17 protein-coding genes and 1 pseudogene are annotated in these 21,341 nt (G+C 63.5%); 10 read left to right on the top strand and 8 right to left on the bottom strand.

The window, feature by feature from the left end; translation table 11 throughout:
• The first annotated feature begins 14 nt into the window (after positions 1-14).
• From BVG79_RS13020 to BVG79_RS13000, 4 genes are all read left to right on the top strand, one after another.
• Entirely contained in the window at positions 15-944 is a 930-nt protein-coding gene (locus BVG79_RS13020) for a LysR substrate-binding domain-containing protein (RefSeq protein WP_085787544.1), read from the top strand.
• On the top strand, positions 941-2,458 hold the full coding sequence (locus BVG79_RS13015) for a serine hydrolase domain-containing protein (RefSeq protein WP_085787543.1): 1,518 nt from the start codon (positions 941-943) through the stop codon (positions 2,456-2,458). The genes BVG79_RS13020 and BVG79_RS13015 overlap by 4 nt, the downstream gene beginning before the upstream one ends.
• A 676-nt stretch (positions 2,459-3,134) precedes the next feature.
• A complete protein-coding gene (locus BVG79_RS13590) occupies positions 3,135-3,290 on the top strand; it encodes a hypothetical protein (protein WP_157115752.1) in 156 nt (51 codons plus the stop codon).
• A gap of 518 nt (positions 3,291-3,808) precedes the next feature.
• Positions 3,809-4,126: a MarR family winged helix-turn-helix transcriptional regulator gene (locus BVG79_RS13000; RefSeq protein ID WP_085787540.1), complete on the top strand. Its 318-nt coding sequence runs from the start codon at positions 3,809-3,811 to the stop codon at positions 4,124-4,126.
• 167 nt (positions 4,127-4,293) lie between these two features.
• Here BVG79_RS13000 and BVG79_RS12995 read toward each other — a convergent pair whose 3' ends face one another.
• The 5 genes and pseudogenes from BVG79_RS12995 to BVG79_RS12975 form a co-directional block, all read right to left on the bottom strand.
• A complete protein-coding gene (locus tag BVG79_RS12995) occupies positions 4,294-4,596 on the bottom strand; it encodes an SH3 domain-containing protein (RefSeq protein WP_085787539.1) in 303 nt (100 codons plus the stop codon).
• Positions 4,597-4,764: 168 nt separating this feature from the next.
• Positions 4,765-5,583 (bottom strand): c-type cytochrome, encoded by an 819-nt coding sequence (locus BVG79_RS12990; protein ID WP_085787538.1) that lies wholly within the window; start codon positions 5,581-5,583, stop codon positions 4,765-4,767.
• A gap of 11 nt (positions 5,584-5,594) precedes the next feature.
• Positions 5,595-7,366, bottom strand: a pseudogene (locus BVG79_RS12985) (GMC family oxidoreductase).
• A 13-nt stretch (positions 7,367-7,379) separates the two neighbouring features.
• Positions 7,380-8,096, bottom strand: a complete 717-nt coding sequence (locus BVG79_RS12980; RefSeq protein ID WP_257789413.1) for a gluconate 2-dehydrogenase subunit 3 family protein — start codon at positions 8,094-8,096, stop codon at positions 7,380-7,382.
• Positions 8,097-8,386: 290 nt separating this feature from the next.
• Complete coding sequence (locus tag BVG79_RS12975) at positions 8,387-10,129, bottom strand: pyrroloquinoline quinone-dependent dehydrogenase (RefSeq protein ID WP_085787537.1); 1,743 nt, start codon at positions 10,127-10,129, stop codon at positions 8,387-8,389.
• A 224-nt stretch (positions 10,130-10,353) separates the two neighbouring features.
• On the opposite strand from BVG79_RS12975, the gene BVG79_RS12970 reads away from it, so the two are divergent.
• The 6 genes from BVG79_RS12970 to BVG79_RS12945 all read left to right on the top strand — a co-directional run bounded on the left by BVG79_RS12970 (position 10,354) and on the right by BVG79_RS12945 (position 17,732).
• Positions 10,354-11,226, top strand: a complete 873-nt coding sequence (locus BVG79_RS12970) for a LysR family transcriptional regulator (RefSeq protein WP_085787536.1) — start codon at positions 10,354-10,356, stop codon at positions 11,224-11,226.
• A 139-nt stretch (positions 11,227-11,365) separates the two neighbouring features.
• On the top strand, positions 11,366-12,337 hold the full coding sequence (locus tag BVG79_RS12965; RefSeq protein WP_085787535.1) for a putative oxygenase MesX: 972 nt from the start codon (positions 11,366-11,368) through the stop codon (positions 12,335-12,337).
• A gap of 25 nt (positions 12,338-12,362) precedes the next feature.
• Positions 12,363-13,391: a methionine synthase gene (locus BVG79_RS12960; protein ID WP_085787534.1), complete on the top strand. Its 1,029-nt coding sequence runs from the start codon at positions 12,363-12,365 to the stop codon at positions 13,389-13,391.
• 261 nt (positions 13,392-13,652) lie between these two features.
• The gene (locus tag BVG79_RS12955; protein ID WP_085787533.1) at positions 13,653-15,713 is read left to right on the top strand and encodes a TonB-dependent hemoglobin/transferrin/lactoferrin family receptor; all 2,061 of its coding nucleotides are present in this window, start codon (positions 13,653-13,655) and stop codon (positions 15,711-15,713) included.
• Between the two features lie 65 nt (positions 15,714-15,778).
• On the top strand, positions 15,779-16,852 hold the full coding sequence (locus tag BVG79_RS12950) for a siderophore-interacting protein (RefSeq protein WP_157115750.1): 1,074 nt from the start codon (positions 15,779-15,781) through the stop codon (positions 16,850-16,852).
• Between the two features lie 4 nt (positions 16,853-16,856).
• Positions 16,857-17,732: a heme/hemin ABC transporter substrate-binding protein gene (locus BVG79_RS12945; protein WP_085787532.1), complete on the top strand. Its 876-nt coding sequence runs from the start codon at positions 16,857-16,859 to the stop codon at positions 17,730-17,732.
• Here the strand turns inward: BVG79_RS12945 and BVG79_RS12940 are convergent.
• The 3 genes from BVG79_RS12940 to BVG79_RS12930 all read right to left on the bottom strand — a co-directional run bounded on the left by BVG79_RS12940 (position 17,721) and on the right by BVG79_RS12930 (position 21,320).
• Entirely contained in the window at positions 17,721-19,154 is a 1,434-nt protein-coding gene (locus tag BVG79_RS12940) for a UdgX family uracil-DNA binding protein (RefSeq protein ID WP_085787531.1), read from the bottom strand. The genes BVG79_RS12945 and BVG79_RS12940 overlap by 12 nt on opposite strands.
• Positions 19,151-20,374, bottom strand: a complete 1,224-nt coding sequence (locus BVG79_RS12935; protein WP_085787530.1) for a putative DNA modification/repair radical SAM protein — start codon at positions 20,372-20,374, stop codon at positions 19,151-19,153. Before BVG79_RS12935 ends, BVG79_RS12940 begins: the two co-directional genes overlap by 4 nt.
• A gap of 94 nt (positions 20,375-20,468) precedes the next feature.
• Complete coding sequence (locus BVG79_RS12930) at positions 20,469-21,320, bottom strand: sugar phosphate isomerase/epimerase family protein (RefSeq protein WP_085787529.1); 852 nt, start codon at positions 21,318-21,320, stop codon at positions 20,469-20,471.
• Positions 21,321-21,341 lie beyond the last annotated feature (21 nt).

Below are 21,341 nucleotides of genomic sequence, written 5' to 3'. Positions count from 1 at the left end.
TATAAGGAGGTGCGATGCCGACATTGCAGCAGTTGCGCTATTTAAGCGCGGTGGCGAAGACGCTGAACTTTAGCCGCGCCGCCGAGATGTGCCATGTGACGCAGCCGACGTTGAGTTTGCAGATCAAGGCGCTGGAGGATCGCTTGGGCACCCGCCTGATCGAGCGGACGCGTGCGCGCGTCTTGCTGACCCCCGCGGGCGCCGAGATTGCCCGCCGCGCGGAGACGATCGCCGCCGAGGTCGAGGATATCCGCGAGATCGCGCGGCGGGACGATATGACCGCCTTGCAGCGCGATCTGCGGTTGGGCGTTGTGCACACGGTGGGGGCCTATGTGTTGTCGGTGGTGATGCCGCAGGTGCGCGCGGCCTACCCCGATACGCGCTTGCAGGTACGCGAGGACAGTGCAGAAATGTTGGTCGAGGGCGTGCTGGAGGGGCGGTATGATGTGCTGATCTTGCCCGAGCCACCGGATCATGCCGATCTGCGCGCCGCCGTGATCGTGGACGAGGCGTTGCTGGCGGTATTACCGCAGGGCCATCGGCTGGCGGGGCAGGATGCGATTAATCCCGCAGCATTGCGCGGCGAGACGGTGTTGACGACGGATTTCGGCCCTGCCGTCAACAGCGCGGTGGCGCGTTTGTGCCATGGCGTCGGGGCGGTGCAGGCTAGCGAATATGATGGCACGACCTTGGACACGCTGCGCCAGATGGTGGCGGCGGGGATGGGGATGTCTTTTCTGCCCGCGCTCTATGTGCGGTCCGAGGTGGCGCGCGAGGAAGCGGTCGTTGCGGTGGCGCTGGCGGGGGCACCTTTGGTGCGCGGGGTGTCGCTGGTTTGGCGCCAGTCGGCGCCGCGCGGCGACAGTTATAGCGCGCTGGCGGCGCTGATGCGCGGGGCGTTGGCCCCGTGGGGTGCGCCGCCGCGCGAGGATGAAGGGGTATGAAGGTGCAGATGAATTGGGATGCCGCAGCGGCGGCGGTGCGGGCGGCGGCAGACTGGGCAGACGATGCCCCCGGCGGTGCTGTTGTGTTGTTCGACACGGACGGGGTGCGCGCCAGCGCCGCGGCGGGGGTTGAGAGCCTTGCGACGCGGGTGCCGTTCGGGGTGGAAAGCGTGGTGCGATACGCCTCGGTCACAAAGCACGTGTTTGCCAGTTTCGTGCTGGCGGAGGCTGATGTGATCGGGCTGGACGACCCGCTGGGGGCGCATTTGCCGGCGCTGGCCCCGTTGACGGCGGCGGTGACGGTGCGGCAGGCGCTAGGGATGACGGGCGGGTTGCCCGACACGCGCGAGGCGCTGACGCTGTTGGGGCTGTCGGTCTTCACCCAGTCATTTGCGCCCGATTTGTTGGCGTTTCATACGGCGCTGCCGGGTTTGAACTATCCGGCGGGGACAGAGGTGCATTATTCGAACGGCGGCTATCGCTTGGTTGAGGAGGCGTTGCGCGGGCATGGGCGGTTGTTTGACGACTACCTGCGTGACCATCTGCGCGGGCCGCATGGGCTGGGGTTTAAGGCCGCCGAGATGTGGACCGACCCTGTGCGCGGCCTCTGCCCCGGATATTGGCACGACGGGCGCGGATGGCAGGTTGGGTTGCAGGGCATGCACCTGTCGGCGGCGGGCAGTTTGACGGGCAGCGCGCGCGATTTGGCCGCGTGGGGCGGCCTGTTGCTGCGCGGCGAGGGGGAATTTGCGGGGCGATTGGCGGCGTTGTCGGCCACGGGCCACCTGCGCGACGGACGTGCGACCGGCTATGGGCTGGGGATGCGCCATCACATGGTGGGCGGGCGCGATTTGGTGGGGCATGGCGGATCGCAGCCGGGGTTTAAAAGCTATATTTTGCTGGATCCGCTGGCAGGGGCGGGGTGCATCGTCGTAGCGAACCGTGATGATGTGAACAGCACGGCCTTGGCCGAACGGGTGATGGCGGCGCTGTATGGGGCAGCGCTGCCTGTGGCGGAAAATGCGATGACGCCGGGCCTTTATGTCGCGCCGACGGGGGCGGATTGGATTGAAGTGAACGCACAGGCGGTGACGCGGCTGGATGACACGATCGCGGTTTACCCCGATGGGGCGGGCGGCGTCGACAGCCGCGCCCCGACATCGCCCCTGCATCTACGGATGGAGGGGGAGGATGTTGTAGGGACTGCCGGTCATGCGCCCGCGCGGTTTCAGCCGGCGCGGCCCGAAGCGGTGCCCGCGACGTTGGATGGGCTGTGGCGGGCAGATCCGTTTGGCGCGATGCTGGAGATTTACCGCGGTGCTGTGGTGATGGGCGCGGGCCCGACCCGCCGCGCGATGCCGTTGCAGTCGCTAGGCGGCGGGCGGTATCTGTTCACGCTGCACGATGGGCCTTGGGTGCGGCGGGTGTGTCTGAACGAGATGGGCGGCGACAGGTTCCAGCTGGCCCTGTCGCGCGCGCGGTCGGTAGAGTATCGCCGTATCAGCGGCAGCTAGGTTATTGGCTGCTGGCGACACAGTCGGTGATATGCTTCAGGGGGAGGAGACCGCGATGACCAAGGCCAACAACTCCGATGTGAAAGCGGCCCGCGTATAGCGGCGCGGGTTTTTGAAGGCGGCCGCCTAGGGGACGGCGAGCGCCGCCTTGGCGTGACCACCGTGCGCGCAGCTCGACGACCCCAAGGAAGACGCGCTGCGGTATATATGCGGTTTGGCTTATCCGCACCTCTACCGCGCTAATAGCCCGACGTTTGGCATGACGGCGGATAACTACCGTTTGCTTGAGGTGCTGTATGATCGCGGGCCGAGGTGATCCGCACGCTGCACGACAGGGGGGCGATGTGTTCGGCACCCTATACGTCGTGGGACGGGCAGCTCACCCCTGATTATTACGCGCATTTGCCGGAAAACAAAGCCCCACGCGGGCGATCCATCCGGCCGGCGGACGAGGACGGCAACTTGGGCTATGGCTCGCATCCGACGGGTCAGCTGGAGGACTTCGTCTGGGATAAAGGCGACGACATCGCCTTTGAGACCGCGCCGTGCGCGATATGCTGGACGAGAACCGCGTGGTGTTAGGGGTGGTGACGCAAGTGCCCGACGGACCGAGCCCACTATACGGGCGCGCAAGGGTGTCATCTTCGGCTAGGGCGGGGTTATCCATAACACCGTTATGCGCAAGAATTACCTGCGGGTGCCGATTATGGGCGGCTGTGCGGTACCCAGCAACCAAGGCGATTTGGTGAAGGTCGCCATCGATCTGGACGCGCAGCTTGGCAACATGAACGAGGCTTGGCTGCAGCAGGAAATTCTGGATGAGGTTTTGTAGTTTGCCAGCGTCCCCCAGCGGCAGTTATTTCTGGGCAGCGACACTATGGTGTTGGTCAATAAATACGGTCAGCGCCGGACGAACGAGAAGATGTTTTGTATCGCACGCACGCGGGTGCATTTGTTGTGGGGCGCCTGGCGCGGGGAATATACCAACCGGTTCATGTACATGGTGTCCGATGACCACGCGCGCCTTTGGCGGGGCCGGTTCCGAAGCCTGATGCATCGCTGCCGTCATATGTGATGCAGGCCGACACGCTGGAGGAGTTGGCCGCGAAGATTGATTCCAAGCTGGAAGGGTTCGACACGCAGTGCGCACTGCTGCGGAAGAGCATGACCGGATGGGCGGCTGGAAGATGCGCGTGATTGGCGGGCGGCGGATCATCTGTATTGGCCGACATATCGAAGGGGGGTATTGTATTCGACGGATGACGCTTGTGGCCGACTGCGCGATGGACGCTGTGATAAAGGTGTGGGACACACGTTGCACGCTGCTTCGCGCCTGCAAGAAGGCCGTTTATGGCATCGCGTTGGCCCATCGATAGCGCTGAACTTGCCAGCTTGGAGGCGAGTGAGGATTATCGGCGTCACGGCACGCTGCTGTATGATATTCACGAAAAGTCGCGCGTGGTAAGTGCCCATTTTGACGGGATGATGAAGCCTGGCAATCTGACGCGAGCCGAATGGTGGGCGTTCATGGAGATTGTCCGCCATGAAGGTAGCCCCCAGTCCAAGATCGCGCGCAGGATAAATAATGGCCGCTCGGCCACGGGCAAGCTGATGGCTCGGCTAGAGGCCAAGGGCCGGATCGTGCGCGAGATGACGCCTGCGCGATGAAGGTTTTCAGCAGTCGCGGCATTGGCGCCGCATACGAGGCGATGGGTCCGGCTGCTGCGCAGCAGTTCAATGAATTGCTGGAGGGGGCTCGAGAGAAGAAGATACTTTGTTGATTACTTTGCTGGCCCGCATCCGCGCGAATGCGGCGCGGCGGGCGACTGATCGCGCTATCGGCCCCCGAACGCGGGCGGCGACAGGTAGTCGGCCGAGACGTAGCCCGTGACATTGGGGGTGGTCGTCAGCGATACTTTGCACCAGCTTTGCCCCAGTTCTGTCACGCAACCGTGGCGGCGTAGGGGTGTCCCGTCGGGCAGCCCCAGAAGGATGTTGTAGCCAAGGCCGGGGCCCGCCCGCAGTTTCAGCAGATCATTCGGCCCCGCACCTTGGACTGTGGTCATGCCCGCCGTGCCGCAGCTGGCAAGGGCGACAAGAGTGATCAGGGCAAAAAGGGGGGCGAAGGGTTTGCGCATGGGGGCCTCGGGCAGAACTTTTAGCTGTCTTACGCCAGCGGGGCGCGAAAATATAGGGGCGGTCATTAGGCGCTGGCGTGCGCTGCTTGCAGCATTGCTCGGCCTTGGGGGCGTCTGCCCTGTTTGTGGGTGCTGCGCGCCGGATGCACCGGCGCGCAGCGGGATCTGTTAACGCAGATCGGCGACGTCTTCGGGCGTGACCGCGTCAGCCGTGTTCGTCCACGCTTGGCGGACGAAAGTGGCAAGGGCGGCGACTTCTTCGTCCGTCAGGCGACCGCCAAAGGCGGGCATCAGGTTTTTCGACGGGCCGCCCTCGGTCGAGGGGGTTTCGGCACCGTTCAGGATCGTCTCGATCAGGCCGCCGGCGACGGGGGCATTCACGATGGACGCGCCGTCGAGCACGGGGAAGATCCGCGCCCCGCCCTGACCATCGACGAAGTGGCAGGCGCCGCAGTTGTCGATATAGAGACGCTCGCCCAAGGACAGATCGACCGCCGCGGTCAGGCGGGCCGTTGTGCTCTCGGGCTCGCCGGGTTTGGCGGCGGCGGTCTGTTCATCCGCAGGTACCGACTTCAGGAAGGCGGCAATCGCGGTCAGATCGTCCGGCGACATGGTCGAGGTCGAGCGTTCGACCACGCCCTTCATCATGCCGCCGACAGCGGCATATTGGTTGCGGCCGGTCGCCAGATATTCGGCGATGTCATCGGCAGACCAGTTGGCGATGCCGTACTGCGCCGTGCCGCCCCCGCGAAGCGAGGGGGCCCACCAGCCGCCCATATCGTTGCCGCCCAAAAAGGTGGGATCGGCAGGGTCGGTGGCTTGTTCGCCCGCGCTGTTGCGCGGGGTGTGGCAGCTGGCGCAGCTGGCCGAGACAATGTCTGCGCCGTGGGCGATCACCTCGGGGGTGGCCGGTGCGGTTTCAGTTTGGGCAATTGCCAGCGTCGGGGCCGCCAGCATGGTCATGGCAAAGAAAGCTGTCTTTTTCATGTGCGTGCGCCTTATGCCTGAACCAGTTGGCCGGGATTGCTCAGGTATTGCTCGACGATGCCCTTGGCTGCCAGATATGCCATGCCGCCGATCATCGAGGTGGGGTTGCTCTGGTGGTTTTGCGGGAAAGCATGGCCACCGACGACGAACACGTTATGGGCATCCCAGCTTTGGGAATACTTGTTCAGTGCCGTTTGTTCGGGGGTTTCGCCCATGACTGCGCCGCCGTGGGTGTGAGTCGAGACGTAGGGACGCAGATCGTAGTGTGCGTCTTCCTTCATGAAGCTTTCGCTGAAGATGTCGGGTTGCAGGTCGTCCTTGAGCGACAGGCAGATGTCGCGCAGGTATTGCTGTAGCTTCTTCTCGTTTTCTTTCCAGTCGAAAGTCACGCGCAGCAGCGGGTTGCCGTAGCGGTCTTTGTAGGTGGGGTCGAGGTCCATGAAATTGCTGCGGTACGACATGCAGGTGGTCGTGATCGAGATTTTCATCGAACGGCCGTACCAATCAGCCATACCCTTTTTCCAGCCAGCGCCCCAGCCGGGGGTGCCCGGTGGCAGAGACGTGCCAATGGGGTTGCCGGTGGCTTGCGAGGAGTGGATTTTGGCGCCGCCGATAAAGCCGTGTTTCACGCCATCGGTAAAGCCCGGGCGGGGCGAGACGTCGTTGAACATGACGCCTGTGGCGCCGGCGGTTGCGAAGGGGTTGAACTGTTTGTCTTTGTAGTACAGCGTCAGGCCGCCGTTCGACAAGAAGCTGTAGTTACGTCCGACCGCGCCCTCGCCGGTTGCGAAGTCGTAGGGTTTGCCGATGCCCGACAGCAGCATCAGGCGCACGTTGTAGAATTGGTAGGCGCACAGCAGAACGATACCGGCAGGTTGGAAGACCTCTTCACCGTTTTCGTTGATGTAGGTCACGCCGCGGGCAGACTTTCCATCAGGGTGCATATCGACGCGGATCACCTCGGCGTTGGTGCGGTAGTCGAAGTTCGACATCCGCTTGAGCGCGTCTAGGATGGTCGTCTGCGGCGAGGCTTTGGAGTAGTTCAGGCAGGGGTATTTCGAGCAGAAGCCGCAGTAGTTACAGGGGCGATCTGCTGGTTGTAGGGGTTCGTCCAAGCCTGCGAAGCGTTGGCCGAAGGGTTCGAGAACGGGTGGTAGCCCTGTTTCGACGCGACATCGCGGAACATGGCGCAGTTCAGCGTGTCGGTCATCGGCGGCAGAGGGAAGGGGTTCGAACGGGGCCCTTCGAAGGGGTCGCCACCGGGCAGGATTTCGCCGCGCAGGTTGCCTGTTTGTCCAGACGCGCCAACAACCTTGTCAAAGAAATCAAGGTGAGGTTCGATTTCTTCCCAGTCGAAGGGGTAGTTGCGGACTTCCATTTCCTCGGACAATTGACCGGGGGCGTAGAATTCGTCTGCGTAGTCTTTCAGCTTGAGGTCGGTTTCCGAGGGGCGGGCGTGGACGCCTGTCCAGTGCAAACCTGCGCCGCCGACGCCGTTACCGGGGCAGAATGATCCCCATTGGCGGGTGGGCAAGGCCGTGTCGCCGTCTTTGTGGCGTACGGTTACAGCGGCCTGTTCGGGACGGGCAAAGATTTTGTAGCGGGTGTCGTAGGCGTATTGGTCCGCGGGTTTGGGGTAGGCGTAATCTTCGCTGTTTTGGTCCCCGCCGCGTTCTAGCGCGCGCACCTTTAGCCCTGCACGGGCAAGTTCCATCGCCATGATCGAGCCAGTCCAGCCGAGACCGACGACGACGGCATCGACTTCGTCATTAATGATAGCCATTTTGTCTCTCCTATCAGGCGCGCATGCCCGTCACCGACACGGGGCCGAGCGGGTATTTGACGTTGTGCTGTCCGACCCATTCGCGGAAGCTGGCGCGGGCGCCGGGGTAGCCGAGCATGATCCATGCCCCCATGCCCTTGTTTCCGCCGTACATCGGGTCGGAGAGGTAGCCGTTGCGGGTTTCCGCAAGCACCTGCGAGAAGAAGAACTTGCCGGTGACGTAATCCTCGCCATAGGGGGTGAAGTCGACTTCGCCCTTGTCCATCGCGGTCAGGAATTCGTCTTTTTGGTCGTCGGTCAGGTCGGCGAAGCCGGTGTTGTAGCGTTCCTGCACGGCCCGTTCGGTCAGATCGAGGCCAATTCGGAAGTATTCCTGCGGCCGGTGGGGCATTTGAAAGCCCATCAGCGGCGAGGGATCGGTCGGGAACGGGCCCTGCATATACCATTCGGCGCCGAGGTCGCCGCCGATTTGCATGTCGATGAAAATGGGAACGTTCGCTTCCAGCGCCCCGGGGCCGACGTCATCGGCGGGGATCAGGCGGTCGCACATCGCGCAGAGGGTGGCAAATTCGGCAGCCGTGAAGAAGCTGGGTGTGTAGGTGGCAAGGTCCGGCGCGGCCGCGTTAAGCACTTGGGCAGCGGACACTTTCTCATAGGGCAGTCCCATAGCGGCTGCGGCGGCGATTGCCGCAGTCCCCATCATAAACCCCCGACGTGAGGTGGATACAATAGACTCTCTTCCTGATATGTGTCGGTTTTATATATCTTTTTGCATGTCAGCCTGAGCGCGCGCCGGTGTTTTGCGCCTTGGTTCGGCGCGTCGGCGGGGGTGTTCAAACAGGCCCGATCCGATGTCCGTGGCTTTCTGCCCACAAGGCAAGCGGCGTTCAGTCTGGCTTACATGCTAATGTTAGCGCCCAAATTTTGGTGAAGGCCAGCCCCGAAATTGCCGCTTTTTCTAAAAAAGCAGGGCCGCGCTGTGGCGCGGCCCTGCTGGATTGGATCGATCTAGGTCGGTTTTTACTGCTGCGGCAGCGCAAAAACGTAAACGGCGTTGCCGATCGTGGTCGAGTCGATCGCCTCGCTGAGGGCACGGTTTTGGTTGGTGCCGTAGGTGCTGCCGCCCCCCGCGATCGCGACGTATTGGGTGCCGTCGATTTCGTAGCTGATGGCTTGGCCGGTAGCGACACTCGCCAGACGGGTCTGCCAGAGCGTCTCGCCGGTTTCTTGGCTGAGCGCGCGCAAGTACCGGTCGGTGCCGCCGTTGAACAGCACGCCGCCAGCCGTCGAGAGGACGGGCGAGTAGTTCGACGCCAGACGTTCGGCCGACCACAGGGTTTTGCCCGTGCTGATGTCGATCGCGTCGATGCGGCCCATGTTTTCAAAGCCCGGTGCAAGCTTGTAGGATGCGCTGGTATTGTACACATCAAGCGCCGAGAATTCCTGATCGACGGCCATGATGTCGACGCAGGCGTTGTTCAGCGGTATGAAGTAGATGCCGCTATCGGGGTTCAGGGCTGCCGACGGCCAGTCGCGTCCGCCGAGGAAGGTCGGGCAGATGTCGTAGTCGGTGTCCAGTTGCGTCAGCACGCTGTCTTCGTTCACCGTGACCAGGCCGGTTTCGTCGATCGAGGCGATCAGGTTCTGGTAGTTGGTGTCGCGTGCCCACAGGAATTCGCCGGTTTCGGCGTCGAACTGCCACATGGTGCCGGTTTTGCAGGGGATGCCCGTCAGCACGCGACGCTCGCCAGTGGTGGCGTTGGGGTTGATGGCCTGAACGCCGTCCATGTCGGCAGCGGGCTGCACGTCGACGTTAGCGACCATCATCTCGAATGTGCATTCCTGGTCCCAGTTGTCGCGGGGCAGGGTTTGGTGGCGCCAGACGATTTCGCCCGTGTCGGGGCGCACGGCAAAGCGGGTATTGGTGCCGTAAAGCGTGCCGCCCGGGGTGCCGCGCTGGGTTTCGGATGCGGGGCCGACGCCGGTCGAGCCGTAGTGCACCAGATTGGTGACGGGGTCATAGGTCAGCTGGCCCCAGACGCCGGTCATCCAGCGCGATTCGAAGTCGTTGCCCCAGGTCTCGTCGCCTTCTTCGCCCGCTTGCGGGATGAAGTAGTTGCGCCACAGTTCTTCGCCGCTGGCCGGGTCGTGACCCGAGACAAAGCAGCCGTAGGGCGAGTATTGGCAGGTCGAGCCGGCGACGATGACGCCGTTTGCGACAATCGGGCCGCTGGTGTTGCTGGTCAGGCCGTCATCGCCCGAGCCGCGCTCGACATCAAAGACGACTTGGCCGGTGGCCATGTCCAGTGCGACAAGGTGGTTGTCCCACGAGGTGAAATAGAGGTTGGTGCCATAGAGGGCGACGCCGCGTTTACGGTCGCCTTGGCCGTTCAGCGAGGCAACGGGCGGCAGTTGGCGGCGGTGTTCCCACATCAGGTCGCCGGTTTTGGCGTCGATGGCCTGGATGACGTCGCCGGGGTTGGCCAGATACATCACGCCGTCGTGGATCATCGGGGTGACCTGCACGGCGCCCGCTTCCATGCCGCGCGCCCAGACCAGCTGCAGCTGGCCGACGTTGTCGGTCGTAATCTGTTCCAGCGGCGAGTGGCGGTAGTTTTCCTGATTCCGGCCGTAGTTGATCCACTCGCCCGCTGGCGGGTTGGCCAGCAGTTCATCGGTGATGGGGGTGACCTGCGCAAAGGCAGGGATCGGGCCGAGCAATAGTACGGCCGCGCTGGTGCGAAGCAGCGTTGTGGGTCGCATTTCAGTCCTCCAATGATGTTTCACCGCGCTGGGGTGGCACCGTCGTGCCGCCCTTGGCTGAGACAAAGTGAAGCTGCGACATAATGACGCCGATGGCAAGGGCCAGAGGTCGAGAAAATGTGATCATGTGCGATTTTTCCGTGACTTGTAGGTTTTGCTGTATTGTCGTGGCCATGACAGGTGAATGTCTTTAGATAGGTGAACATGACAGGGGTGCATGAAGCATGATCGACATCCAGCCGCTGGCCATTTTGCGCGAGATCGACCGGACCGGCAGTTTGACCCTAGCGGCCGAGAAGTTGTTTCTGACCCAATCGGCCGTCAGCCACGCCATGCGGCGGTTCGAGGACCGCTATGGCGTGAAGGTGTGGGAACGCGACGGCCACAAGCTGCGCCTGACTTTGGCGGGGCAATACTTGCTGGGTTTGGCGCAGCGCGTTTTGCCCCAGTTGGAACATGGCGCCATCGTGCTGGAGGATTACGCCCGCGGCCGCCGCGGGGCTATTCGCGTGGGGATGGAGTGTCACCCCTGCCAGGACTGGCTGATGCGCGTGGTTGACCCCTTTCTGGCGGCATGGCCGACGGTTGATCTGGATGTGACGACCGCCTTCCAATTCGGCGGTTTGGCCGCGCTGGCGGGCCATGAGATCGACATTCTGGTGACGCCCGATCCGATCGAGCGGGCGGGTTTGGAATACGAGCCGGTCTTTGACTATGAACTGGTGCTGGCGGTGGCCGAGACCCACCCGTTGGCGCAAAAGACCCACATCGTCCCCGCCGATTTGGCGGGCGAGACGCTGATCACCTACCCTGTCCCGCGCGAGCGGTTGGATATTTACACACGCTTCCTGATCCCCGCCCATGCCGAGCCGCGCCGGCACCGGACGGTCGAGACGACGGATCTAATGCTGCGGCTGGTTGCATCGGGGCGGGCGGTCAGCGCGACGCCGGACTGGTTGCTGCGGGGCGCCAAAGGCGTGCGGGGCGTACGGATTGGGGGCGGAATTGCCAAGTCGATCCATTTGGGCCGCCGCACCGGCGTGGCCGCGCCTTATTTGGAGGGGTTCATTGCTTTGGCAAAGACGGTGGCAATCTGACAGAACATGACACACTGTCATGGTTTGTTAAGAAATATTCATTTTTTTTCATGTTTGTAGTCTGTCATATCGCATAGCAGGGCGGGGTCGGCGCAGTGGTGCCACCTGCAGAAAACAGCAAGCCGGATACGATCTGACGATGAGAGACTTTGTATTTACCCTCGACACCGTGCGGTTCGATGACAGTTATGTCCCTGCCGATGGCACGCGGCTGACAACGAACTTCGCAAATTTGGCCCGTGGTGCGCAGCGCCAGCAGAACTTGCGCAATGTGATGCGGATGATCGACAACCGGTTCAATACGCTGGCGCATTGGGACAACCCTGAAAGCGACCGCTATAGCGTTGCGTTGGACATTGTGACTGTGAACATGGCGGTCGCAGACGAAGCCGAAAGCTTCCCGCTGATCGAGGTGCTGCAGACCACGATTATCGACCACAAGACGGGGCAGCAGCGCGCGGGAATCGTGGGGAACAACTTCTCGTCCTATGTGCGCGACTATGATTTCAGCGTGTTGCTGCGCGCGCATTTGGCCGGCGGCGCCAGCGGCGCGCCCGCGGGGTTTGGCGATCTGCACGGCAACTTGTTCAAAAGTCTGGTGGCGTCCGATGTATTTACCGCGCGTTTTGCGGCCCCGCCGGTGATTTGCATCAGCGTGTCGGAAAGCAAGGCATATCAGCGGACGGCCAATACCCATCCTGTGTTGGGGGCGGAATACAGCACCGAGGGCTGGTCGCTGACCGACCAGTATTTTCAGAAAATGGGGCTGCAAGCGCGGTATTTCATGCCGCCGGGCAGTGTCGCACCCTTTGCGTTTTACTGCGCGGGCGACCTGCTGAACGATTACACCCCCCTGCAGCTGATCGGGACGATTGCCACTATGGAAACGTTTCAAAAAATCTATCGCCCCGAGATTTACAACGCCAATTCCGCCGCAGGTCAGCATTTCAAGCCCAGCCTGAAAAACGAAGATTACGCGCCGACGCGGATCTTCTATGATCGCGAGGAGCGGACGCGGCTGGGGATTGCGCAGGGGCAGTTCACGCAGCAGCATTTCATTGCACCTTACGGTGCTGTTCTGGACCAATGGTCGGCGCAATACGCGCGTTGATCCCACCAAGCAGAGGTCAATTTCGATGACACGTCTTCTACCCACATCCACCGCCGGTAGCTTGCCTAAACCCAGTTGGCTGGCCGAGCCCGAGAAGCTGTGGTCGCCGTGGAAACTGCAGGGCGATGCCCTGATCGAGGGCAAACAGGATGCGCTGCGCGTCGCGCTGCAGGAACAAACCTGCGCGGGGATCGATATCGTCAGCGATGGCGAGCAGACCCGTCAGCATTTCGTGACGACATTTATTGAACATCTGGCAGGCGTCGATTTCAACCAGCGCGAAACGGTGCGGATCCGCAACCGCTATGACGCCAGCGTGCCGACTGTGGTGGGCGCTGTCTCGCGCGAGAAGCCGGTGTTTGTCGAGGATGCAAAGTTTCTGCGCCAGCAGACCAAGGCGCCGATCAAATGGGCGCTGCCCGGCCCGATGACCATGATCGACACGTTGTATGACGCGCATTACAAAAGCCGCGAAAAGCTGGCGTGGGAATTTGCCGCGATCCTGAACCAAGAGGCGCGTGAGCTGGAAGCGGCGGGCGTCGATATCATCCAGTTTGATGAGCCGGCCTATAATGTCTTTTTCGACGAGGTGAACGACTGGGGCATCGCCACGTTGGAGCGGGCGATCGAGGGCCTGAAGTGCCAGACGGCGGTGCATATCTGCTACGGCTACGGCATCAAGGCCAACACCGATTGGAAGAAGACCCTCGGGGATGAGTGGCGGCAGTACGAGAAGATCTTCCCCAAGATCCAGCAATCGAACATCGATATGGTCTCGCTGGAGTGCCAGAATTCGCACGTGCCGATGGATTTGATCGAACTGATCCGTGGCAAGAAGGTGATGGTCGGCGCGATTGATGTGGCCAGCCACACCGTCGAGACCCCCGAGGAAGTGGCCGCAACCCTGCGCAAGGCCCTGCAATTCGTCGACGCAGGCAACCTGTACCCGTGCACCAACTGCGGGATGGCGCCGCTGCCGCGCGCGGTCGCGCGGGGCAAGCTGCAAGCGCTGGCTGCGGGTGCGGCTATTGTACGACAGGAACTGACCGCCTGATTTTTGCGGCAGATTGACGTTTTGGCACGGGCGCGGGGGAAACCTCGCGCCTTTTGCCGTTTTGCGCACACAAAAGCGTGCGTGTTGCGCCAAAGCCCCGGCGCGTGCGGATGCGGCGTTCAGCGGGGTTGACAGTTTGGGCGCGGCGGGAAAGATGGCCCGCAGCAAGTTGGCGTCCGTGCCTGCCCGCCAATTCCCCAAAATATGTGTTAGCAAGCGGTCGCCTGTTGGGGTTTGCCGCTTTTGAAGGCTGGTACCTCAATGATGTATTCATCGAACCGCAGCATGCTGCGCGGCGCGGTCGCGCTTTGCGCGCTGACGGCCCCATTTATTGCAACCCCTGTGTTGGCGCAAACTGCGCCCCAAAACGATGCCGGCCTGACGCTGGGCACCGTGGTCATCACCGGCGATCTGCGCACCGAACAGACTGCATTGGAGGCCCTGACCGGCGTCAGCGCCGTCACCAGCGCGGATCTGGAACGGGGGCAGGCGGCCTCGGTCGCTGATGTGCTGCGCCGCGTGCCAGGTGTTGGCGCGACGATGAGCGGGGATGACGCGTCGGTTGCCGTGAACCTGCGCGGCATGCAGCAGATGGGCCGCGTGGTGGTGACCATCGATGGCGCGCGGCAGGATTTCTGGCGTGTGGGCCATGGGTCGGGGTCGTTCTATCTGGACCCCGATTTGCTGAAGCAGGTCGTCGTGGTGCGGGGGCCGGCCTCGAACACATACGGATCGGGCGGGATTGGCGGCGTGGTCGCGTTCGAGACGCGCGATGCGGGCGATATGCTGGCGGCCGACGAAAGCTGGGCTTTCAGCCAGCGTCTGCGCTATGGAAGCAACGGCGAGGGGTTCTCGACCACGGCGACGGGTGCGGTGCGTCTGGGTGATAATTTCGACGTGATTTCATCGCTGTCCTATCGTAACAGCGACGAATACAAGGACGGCAACGGCGATCTGGTGCGCTGGACTGGCGAGGAAATTCGGGCAGGGTTCGGCAAGGCCACGTGGCGCCCCGCCGAGGGGCACGAGCTGAAGTTCAGCTTTATGCGCCAGATCACCGATGACGTGATTTCGGGCTCCAGCGGGTCGACCTCGGCCACGCTTAGCCGTTATGACACCGAGACTTACACCGATACGGCCAGCCTGTCGTATCATTACGATCCGGCGGAAAATGACCTGATCGACTTTACCATTCGCGGCTATGTCAGCAGCACCGACAATGACCAGAGCCAGATTTGGCCGGCCAGTGCCATCGGGGCAAGCCGTTACTACGATGTCAGCACATCGGGCGTGAACGTGCAGAACGTGTCCCGCTTCGCCGCAGGCGGCTGGGACCAGACGTTGGTGTTCGGCGGCGATTACGCGCGGATCAAGGGCGAGTCGGACGCCGACCACTTTGGCGGCGGCACGCAGGACATCGGCGGTGTTTTCGCACAGTGGCAGGGCCGCCGCGGGGCGTTGGAACTGATCGGCGCGCTGCGCTATGACAGCTACGAATTGCAGGGCGTGACCAAAGCTGCCCCCGGTGCGCCTGCGACAGACGCGACCTTGTCGGGCGATCGCTGGTCGCCGCGCGTTTCGCTGGGCTATGATGTGACCGACAGCGTGCAGCTGTTCGCGACCTATTCCGAGGGCTACCGCTCGCCGCATTTGCAAGAGACGTTCCGCCGCAACGGCGCGCATGGCGCGGGCTACGAGCCGAACCTGTTGCTGCGCCCGGAAGTTGCGAAAAGCTGGGAACTGGGCGCGAACCTCGACTTCGGGCAGGTGTTCACCGGCAGCGATCTGTTGACCGCCAAGGTCACCGCCTTCCGCACCCATGTGGGCGATTACATCGAGACCGCGCGCGCCCCCAGCGGTGCGACGACCTATGCCAACGTCGGCGATGCGACGCTGGAGGGGGTCGAGCTGGAAGGCACCTATGATTTCGGGGCCGGCTATGTCTCGCTGGCGGGGGCGTTTGTTGATGCCACGTTGGACGATACGGGCGCGACGCTGACCAACACGCCGCTGGACAATATGACCGCGCGTGTGGGCCTGCGGGCGATGGATGACCGCCTGCAATACGGGCTGGAATATCAATACCTTGGATCGGTCACGCGCGTTTTGTCGACCGGTTCGACCGAATACCCCAGCGTGGATCTGGTGAACCTGTTCGCCAGCTATGAGGGCGCGAACGACTGGCGCGTCGATTTCGGCGTCGAGAACCTGCTGGACGTCGCCTACACCGACCCGCAGTCGGGCTGGTCGACATCGTCGGATATCGAACAGGGCCGTGGCCGCACCGTGCGCATCGCCTTTACCAAACGCTTGGGCGGCTGATTGCAGGGCGGGGGCGCAGATGATGCGCCCCCTGTGCCATTTTCAATATGAATTGGATGAACGTGATGGGTGAACTTCAGTGCTACGCCACCGTGGCGCGCAGCGATGTGGCGGCGATTATGCCGCAGATCCGCGACCGGCTGGCCAGCTATCAGGCGGTGATCGCAGCCGAGGCGCCCGATAGTGTCCGGATGGAATACCCCTTTGGTTGGCTGGCCCTGCGCTGGGATGCGGCGGGGCTGGTGCTGCAAGGCGGGGCCGAGGCGGCGACAGGGTTGGCGCGGCTGAAAGATCTGATGGCGACGGCGGTGCGGGTTTATGCGCGCCCCAATCCGCCTGCGGTGGTGTGGCAGGGCGACAATGCGGGCGACACGCATTTGGAATCCTTTCGGCTGATGGAGGTTGCGGCCAGCGTGCGCATCACGCCGCATATGCAGCGCGTCCGCCTGCATGGGACGGGGCTGGACCGGTTTGCCGCCTTTGGTGCGATGCATGTGCGTCTGCAACTTCCGACCCCCGAAGTGCCTGCGCCGGTTTGGCCGATTGCGGGGCCCGATGGGTTGCCCCTGTGGCCCGACCCCGAAAATAAGCCCGCCCCCCGCGTCTACACCGTGCGCCAGCTGAACGCCGCCGAAGGCTGGATGGATATCGACCTGCTGCTGCACGATACCGATGGGCCCGGGGCGACGTGGGCGCGGACGGTGCAGGTCGGTGAACATGTCGGCGTCATCGGCCCCGTTGGCCGACCGCTGAAGCCGCAGGCCGACCACTATTTGCTGGGTGCGGACGAAACCGGCCTGCCTGCGATTGCGCGCATGTTGGAAAGCCTGCCCGCCGCTGCGTCCGGCCATGCCTTTGTCGAGGTGGCGCGCGAGGCCGACGTGCAGCCGATTGCTAATCAGACGGGCATCGCGCTGCACTGGATTTACCGCGGCGATGCGCCCGCAGGTGCGGCTTTGGAAGCGGCCATCTTGGCGCAGCCTTTCCCATCGGGCAATGCGTTCGGCTGGTTCGCAGCCGAGGCCGCCCACGCCACTGCGGTGCGTGAATACTGGCGCGGGACGCTGGGCCTTGGGCGCGACCAGACGTTGGTTGCGGCCTATTGGCGGCGCGGCACCAGCGGGCATATGGCGGGGTAAGCCCATGCAAAGGCGTCATTTTCTGGCCGCTGCGGGCGGGGTGTTGTTCGCCCCGCGCGCGGGTTTTGCCGATGTGCTGGACGCAAGCAACCAGCCGGTGCTGCCGCGCGCCACGGGGCGGATCATCAGCCTTGGCCCCGATATCAGCGAGATCATTTTTGCCCTGGGCGCGGGGGGCCGCGTGGTGGCGCGGGATCAATCCTCGACGTTTCCGGCGGCTTTGGCGGATCTGCCGTCGTTAGGGCAGCGGCGCGCGCTATCGCCCGAGGGGGTGATGTCGGTCGCGGCTGATCTGATCATCGCCGCCGAGGATATCGGCCCCGTCGATGTGGTCGAACTGCTGGCGCAGCGGTTCATTCCGTTCGTCACGGTGCCGCGCGACTTTTCGCTAGCGGGGATTTTGCGCAAGGTGCAGATCATCGCGGCGGCGGTTGATCGCGTGACGGCGGGCGAGGCCCTGTCGCGCGAGATTGCCGCCGATTATGCGGCTGCCGAGGCGCTGAGCGCCGGTATCCCGCTGGAGGCGCGCCCGCGCACCGTGTTTTTCCACGGGCTGCTGCGCTTTAGCGCGGCGGGGCGCAACACGGCTGCGGGCGAGATCATGCGCGCGGCGGGGGGCAACAACGTCTTTGCCGACCACGAGGGCTATTTGCAGGCCTCGCCCGAGTTGATCTTGGAGCGCGACCCCGAGGTGGTCATCTTGATGCCCGACGGCCATGGCGGCCCGCTGGCGGCGGATGTATTCGCGATGCCCGCGTTTCAGGCCTCGGCTGCCGCGCGCAATAACGCGTTGGTGGTGCTAGAGGATAACCTGATGATCGGTTTCGGGCCGCGCACGGCGGGGCAAATTCGCCGCTTGGCGCAGGTGCTATACCCCTAGGGCCGCGCGGGCGGTTTGCAGGTCGACCAAAAGCTGCGCCTTCTGGGCCGCGCGCAAGGCCGGATCGGGCTGGCGCAGCAGGGCGGCGGGGTGCCATGTGATCAGCACCGGCCCGCCGTGCAGGCCGGTTTCTGTTGTGCCGCGCCGATTAGTCAGGGGCGCGTCGTTCTGCGTCAGCGCAAAGGCGGCGCTGGCGCCTAAAGCGACCACCAGTTTTGGTTCAACGAAGGCCATTTCCAGCCCTAGCCACCAGCGGCAGTGCTGGATTTCGCCCCGCGTGGGTGACTGGTGCAGGCGCTGCTTGCCGCGCGGGGTGAATTTGAAATGTTTGACCGCGTTCGTCAGCCAGATCTGGTCGCTGGGCAAAGCGGCCTCGGCCATCAGGTCGTGCAGCAGCGTGCCGGCGGGGCCGACGAAGGGCTGGCCGGTCAGATCCTCGCGGTCGCCGGGTTGTTCGCCGACGATCATCAGGGGGGCGGCGGGGTTGCCAAGGCCCCAGACGGTTTGGGTCGCGGCTTCGCACAGGTCGCAGCGGCGGCAGTGCAGCGCGGCGGTGCGCGCCGCATCCAAGGTTTCGGGGATGCTGTCGGGCAGGGCTTGCGCGGCGCGGTAGCGGGTCGAGATAGCGGCGGCCCGCGGTGTGGGCGTTGTGCTGGCAGCCGCGCGCATGCGGGCAACGCGGGCCTCGGCATCTTGCAGCATCGCGGGGATCAGCTGCGTTTCGGGCATGTTTTTCCAATATTTCTTGGGCATTTCGCTGCGCATGGCGGCCAGTTTGACGCGCGCAGGGTTGAAGATATTGGCGAAATAGGTGGCCCACAGCGCCTCGGAGGCGTCGTCGGGCAGGGTCGGGCGCGGCGCGGCGGGCAAGAAGCGCAGCGTGCCATCGGTGAATTCGGCGGTCAGGTGCGGGGTGGCGATGACCCAATCCATATCGGCAAAGCGCTTGGCGAAGAAGCTGCTGGCAGGGCGCAAAATGCGGTGTTCGGGTTCGAACCACGCGGCAAAACGGCGGCGGGGGCCTGCGGGCAGTTCGCGAAACCGCACGAAGGCATGCATTTTGTGGATGTCGCGCCCCACGGATTTTGCCATAAGATTGAGACGGCGGCCCAGCGGGTCGGCCTGCGACAGCGGGTCGCCATCGCCGCCATCGATGCGCCACAGCGCGTGATACAGCAGGGCGAACCTGTCCGCCGCGCTGTGCCACAAGACGGAGCGGGCGAGCTTTAGAAACGCGGGGGTGACGCGCGCCTGATGCGGGCCGGGTGTGTCGGGCAGCGGTGCGGGTGCAAACAGTTCGGGGGCCGCGCTATCTGACCATGCGATGGCAGCGGGCTGAATGCGGTGGCTGATGGCCACACGCGCCGCCGCCCGCCACCCCTCGAACGGGTTGTCGGCAGGCAGGGTAACGGCGTAGGTCACAGCAGGCGCAGTTGTTCGGGCGGCGGGGCGAAGCGGGCGCGCAGATCGCTGCTGTCGAGAAGCGCGCGCGGTGTCCACCCCGGGGCGGTGATGAAGGGCTTGGCCTTTTTCATCAGCGCGCCCATCCGAACCAGATCTTCGTACCGCAGGGCGCGGCTGCGGCGGCTGGCGATGATGCGGTCGACCGTGCGCGTGCCGAAGCCGGGCACCCGCAGCAGCATGTCACGCGGGGCGCGGTTGATATCCAGCGGGAACAGGCCGCGATGCTGCAGGGCCCAGGCCAGTTTGGGGTCGATATCAAGGTCAAGGTGACCCGCCTGCGTGCCGGTGGCGATTTCGTCGGCGCTGAAGCCATAGAAGCGCAGCAGCCAGTCGGCCTGATACAGCCGGTGCTCGCGCAGCAGCGGCGGCTGGATCAGCGGCAGCGCGGCCGAGGCGTCGGGGATGGGTGAGAAGGCGGAATAGTAAACCCGCCGCAGTTTGTAGCCGGTATAAAGCCGCGTCGCGCTTTTGAGGATGGTCACATCGTCGGTTGCGTCGGCGCCGATGATCATTTGCGTGCTTTGGCCAGCGGGGGCGAAGCGGGGCGGACGTTTGCCGGTGTGGGATTTATCGGTCGCGGCCTCGCCCTCTAGCCGGACTTGGGCCATGGCGGCGCGGATCGTCTCGGGGCGTTTTTCGGGGGCGAACTTGCGCACGCTGGCGTCTTGCGGCAGCTCGACATTGATCGACAGGCGGTCGGCGTAAAGGCCCGCCTCGCGGATCAGGTCGGGGGCGGCGTCGGGGATGGTTTTCAGGTGGATGTAGCCTTTGAAGCCGTGGTCTTGCCGCAGCGTCCGTGCGATCCGCGCCATGTCGGCCATCGTCTGGTCGGGCGAGCGGATGATCCCCGAGGAGAGGAATAGCCCCTCGATATAGTTACGGCGGTAGAATTCCAGCGTCAGCGTGACCACTTCCTCGACGCTGAAACGCGCCCGTTCGACGTTCGAGGAGACGCGGTTGATGCAATAGGCGCAATCGAAAATGCAGAAATTCGTCATCAGAATTTTGAGCAGGCTGATGCAGCGTCCGTCGGGCGTATATGCGTGGCAGATGCCGCTGCCGCCCGATGATCCGACGCCACCTTGGCGCGCGTCGCGTTTTTCGCCCCCGCTGGATGCGCAGGAGGCGTCGTATTTGGCGGCATCGGAAAGAATCGCCAGTTTGTCTTGCAGCGTCATTCTGGTCATGGTGTGATCATTATATGTTCACACTTTGTTCGTCAATCGGCTGATAGGATGGCGCGGGCCGCCGGTGGGGCGGCCCGCTGGGGTGTTAGCGCGTCACGCTGGCGGGCAGGTGTTCCAGCAGGTAGGCGGCGCCGTCTTTCACAACGACGGCGGCATCGACGGGCATGTCGTGTTCAATGACAAACCATTTTGCACCAGCAGCCTCGGCGGCGGGCAGGATGGTATCAAAATCGAGCGTGCCGGTGCCGATGATGGCAAAGCCGCGCTCGGCCTCGCCCTCGCCTTCGGGGTAGTTGTCCTTGGCGTGGATGGCGAACAGGCGGCCATCGAAACGGCCAAGGAATTCGGCCGGATCAAAACCGGCGCGCGCCACCCATGCGACGTCGATTTCGGCGTGCAGGCCATCGCCCGCGGCGTCGAACAGAATTTCGAGGCCGGTTTTACCGTCGTACTCGTCCAGCTCGAACGCGTGGTTGTGGTAGGCCAGTTGCATGTCTTGCGCGGCGACCGATGCGGCGATTTCGCCCAGTTCGGTGCCCAGTTCGGCCCAGCCTGCGGCGTCGGTTGGGCGCTGGTCTTCGGCCAGATAGGGCACGGTCAGCACGTCGTTGTCGATGGCTTTGTTAAAGGCAATGACAGCATCGAGGTTGTCGCGCAGGTCGGCCAGTTGGGCGTGGGTCGACATGGCGATGATGCCGTGCTTGTCAAGCAGCGCCTTCAGTTCATCCGCACTGACGCCTTGGAAGCCGACGGTTTCTACAGCGGTGACGCCTGCAGCGGCGACGGCGGCCAGTTGTTCGTCGAGGGTGCCGAAATTGCGCATGGTGAACATTTGCGCCGCAATGGGCAGATCCCCAACCGTGCGGTCTTGTGCGACGACGGGCAGGGCGATGGTGGTGGACAGCGCCGCGATGGCGATGGGCTTTATGTACTTCATATCATGTCCTCGGCGGTTTCA

It is taken from the genome of Ketogulonicigenium robustum, assembly GCF_002117445.1.
In the GTDB taxonomy this organism is placed as follows: domain Bacteria; phylum Pseudomonadota; class Alphaproteobacteria; order Rhodobacterales; family Rhodobacteraceae; genus Ketogulonicigenium; species Ketogulonicigenium robustum.
The sequence above is the reverse complement of the archived record's forward strand: the minus strand, read 5'-3'. Positions and strand labels throughout refer to the sequence as shown.

Coding starts and splice junctions, on each gene's coding strand:
- BVG79_RS13020 (WP_085787544.1), top strand. CDS start 15: ATGCCGACATTGCAGCAGTTGCGCTATTTAAGCGCGGTGGCGAAGACG.
- BVG79_RS13015 (WP_085787543.1), top strand. CDS start 941: ATGAAGGTGCAGATGAATTGGGATGCCGCAGCGGCGGCGGTGCGGGCG.
- BVG79_RS13590 (WP_157115752.1), top strand. CDS start 3,135: ATGCGCAAGAATTACCTGCGGGTGCCGATTATGGGCGGCTGTGCGGTA.
- BVG79_RS13000 (WP_085787540.1), top strand. CDS start 3,809: ATGGCATCGCGTTGGCCCATCGATAGCGCTGAACTTGCCAGCTTGGAG.
- BVG79_RS12995 (WP_085787539.1), bottom strand. CDS start 4,596: ATGCGCAAACCCTTCGCCCCCCTTTTTGCCCTGATCACTCTTGTCGCC.
- BVG79_RS12990 (WP_085787538.1), bottom strand. CDS start 5,583: ATGAAAAAGACAGCTTTCTTTGCCATGACCATGCTGGCGGCCCCGACG.
- BVG79_RS12975 (WP_085787537.1), bottom strand. CDS start 10,129: ATGCGACCCACAACGCTGCTTCGCACCAGCGCGGCCGTACTATTGCTC.
- BVG79_RS12970 (WP_085787536.1), top strand. CDS start 10,354: ATGATCGACATCCAGCCGCTGGCCATTTTGCGCGAGATCGACCGGACC.
- BVG79_RS12965 (WP_085787535.1), top strand. CDS start 11,366: ATGAGAGACTTTGTATTTACCCTCGACACCGTGCGGTTCGATGACAGT.
- BVG79_RS12960 (WP_085787534.1), top strand. CDS start 12,363: ATGACACGTCTTCTACCCACATCCACCGCCGGTAGCTTGCCTAAACCC.
- BVG79_RS12955 (WP_085787533.1), top strand. CDS start 13,653: ATGATGTATTCATCGAACCGCAGCATGCTGCGCGGCGCGGTCGCGCTT.
- BVG79_RS12950 (WP_157115750.1), top strand. CDS start 15,779: ATGGGTGAACTTCAGTGCTACGCCACCGTGGCGCGCAGCGATGTGGCG.
- BVG79_RS12945 (WP_085787532.1), top strand. CDS start 16,857: ATGCAAAGGCGTCATTTTCTGGCCGCTGCGGGCGGGGTGTTGTTCGCC.
- BVG79_RS12935 (WP_085787530.1), bottom strand. CDS start 20,374: ATGACGCTGCAAGACAAACTGGCGATTCTTTCCGATGCCGCCAAATAC.
- BVG79_RS12930 (WP_085787529.1), bottom strand. CDS start 21,320: ATGAAGTACATAAAGCCCATCGCCATCGCGGCGCTGTCCACCACCATC.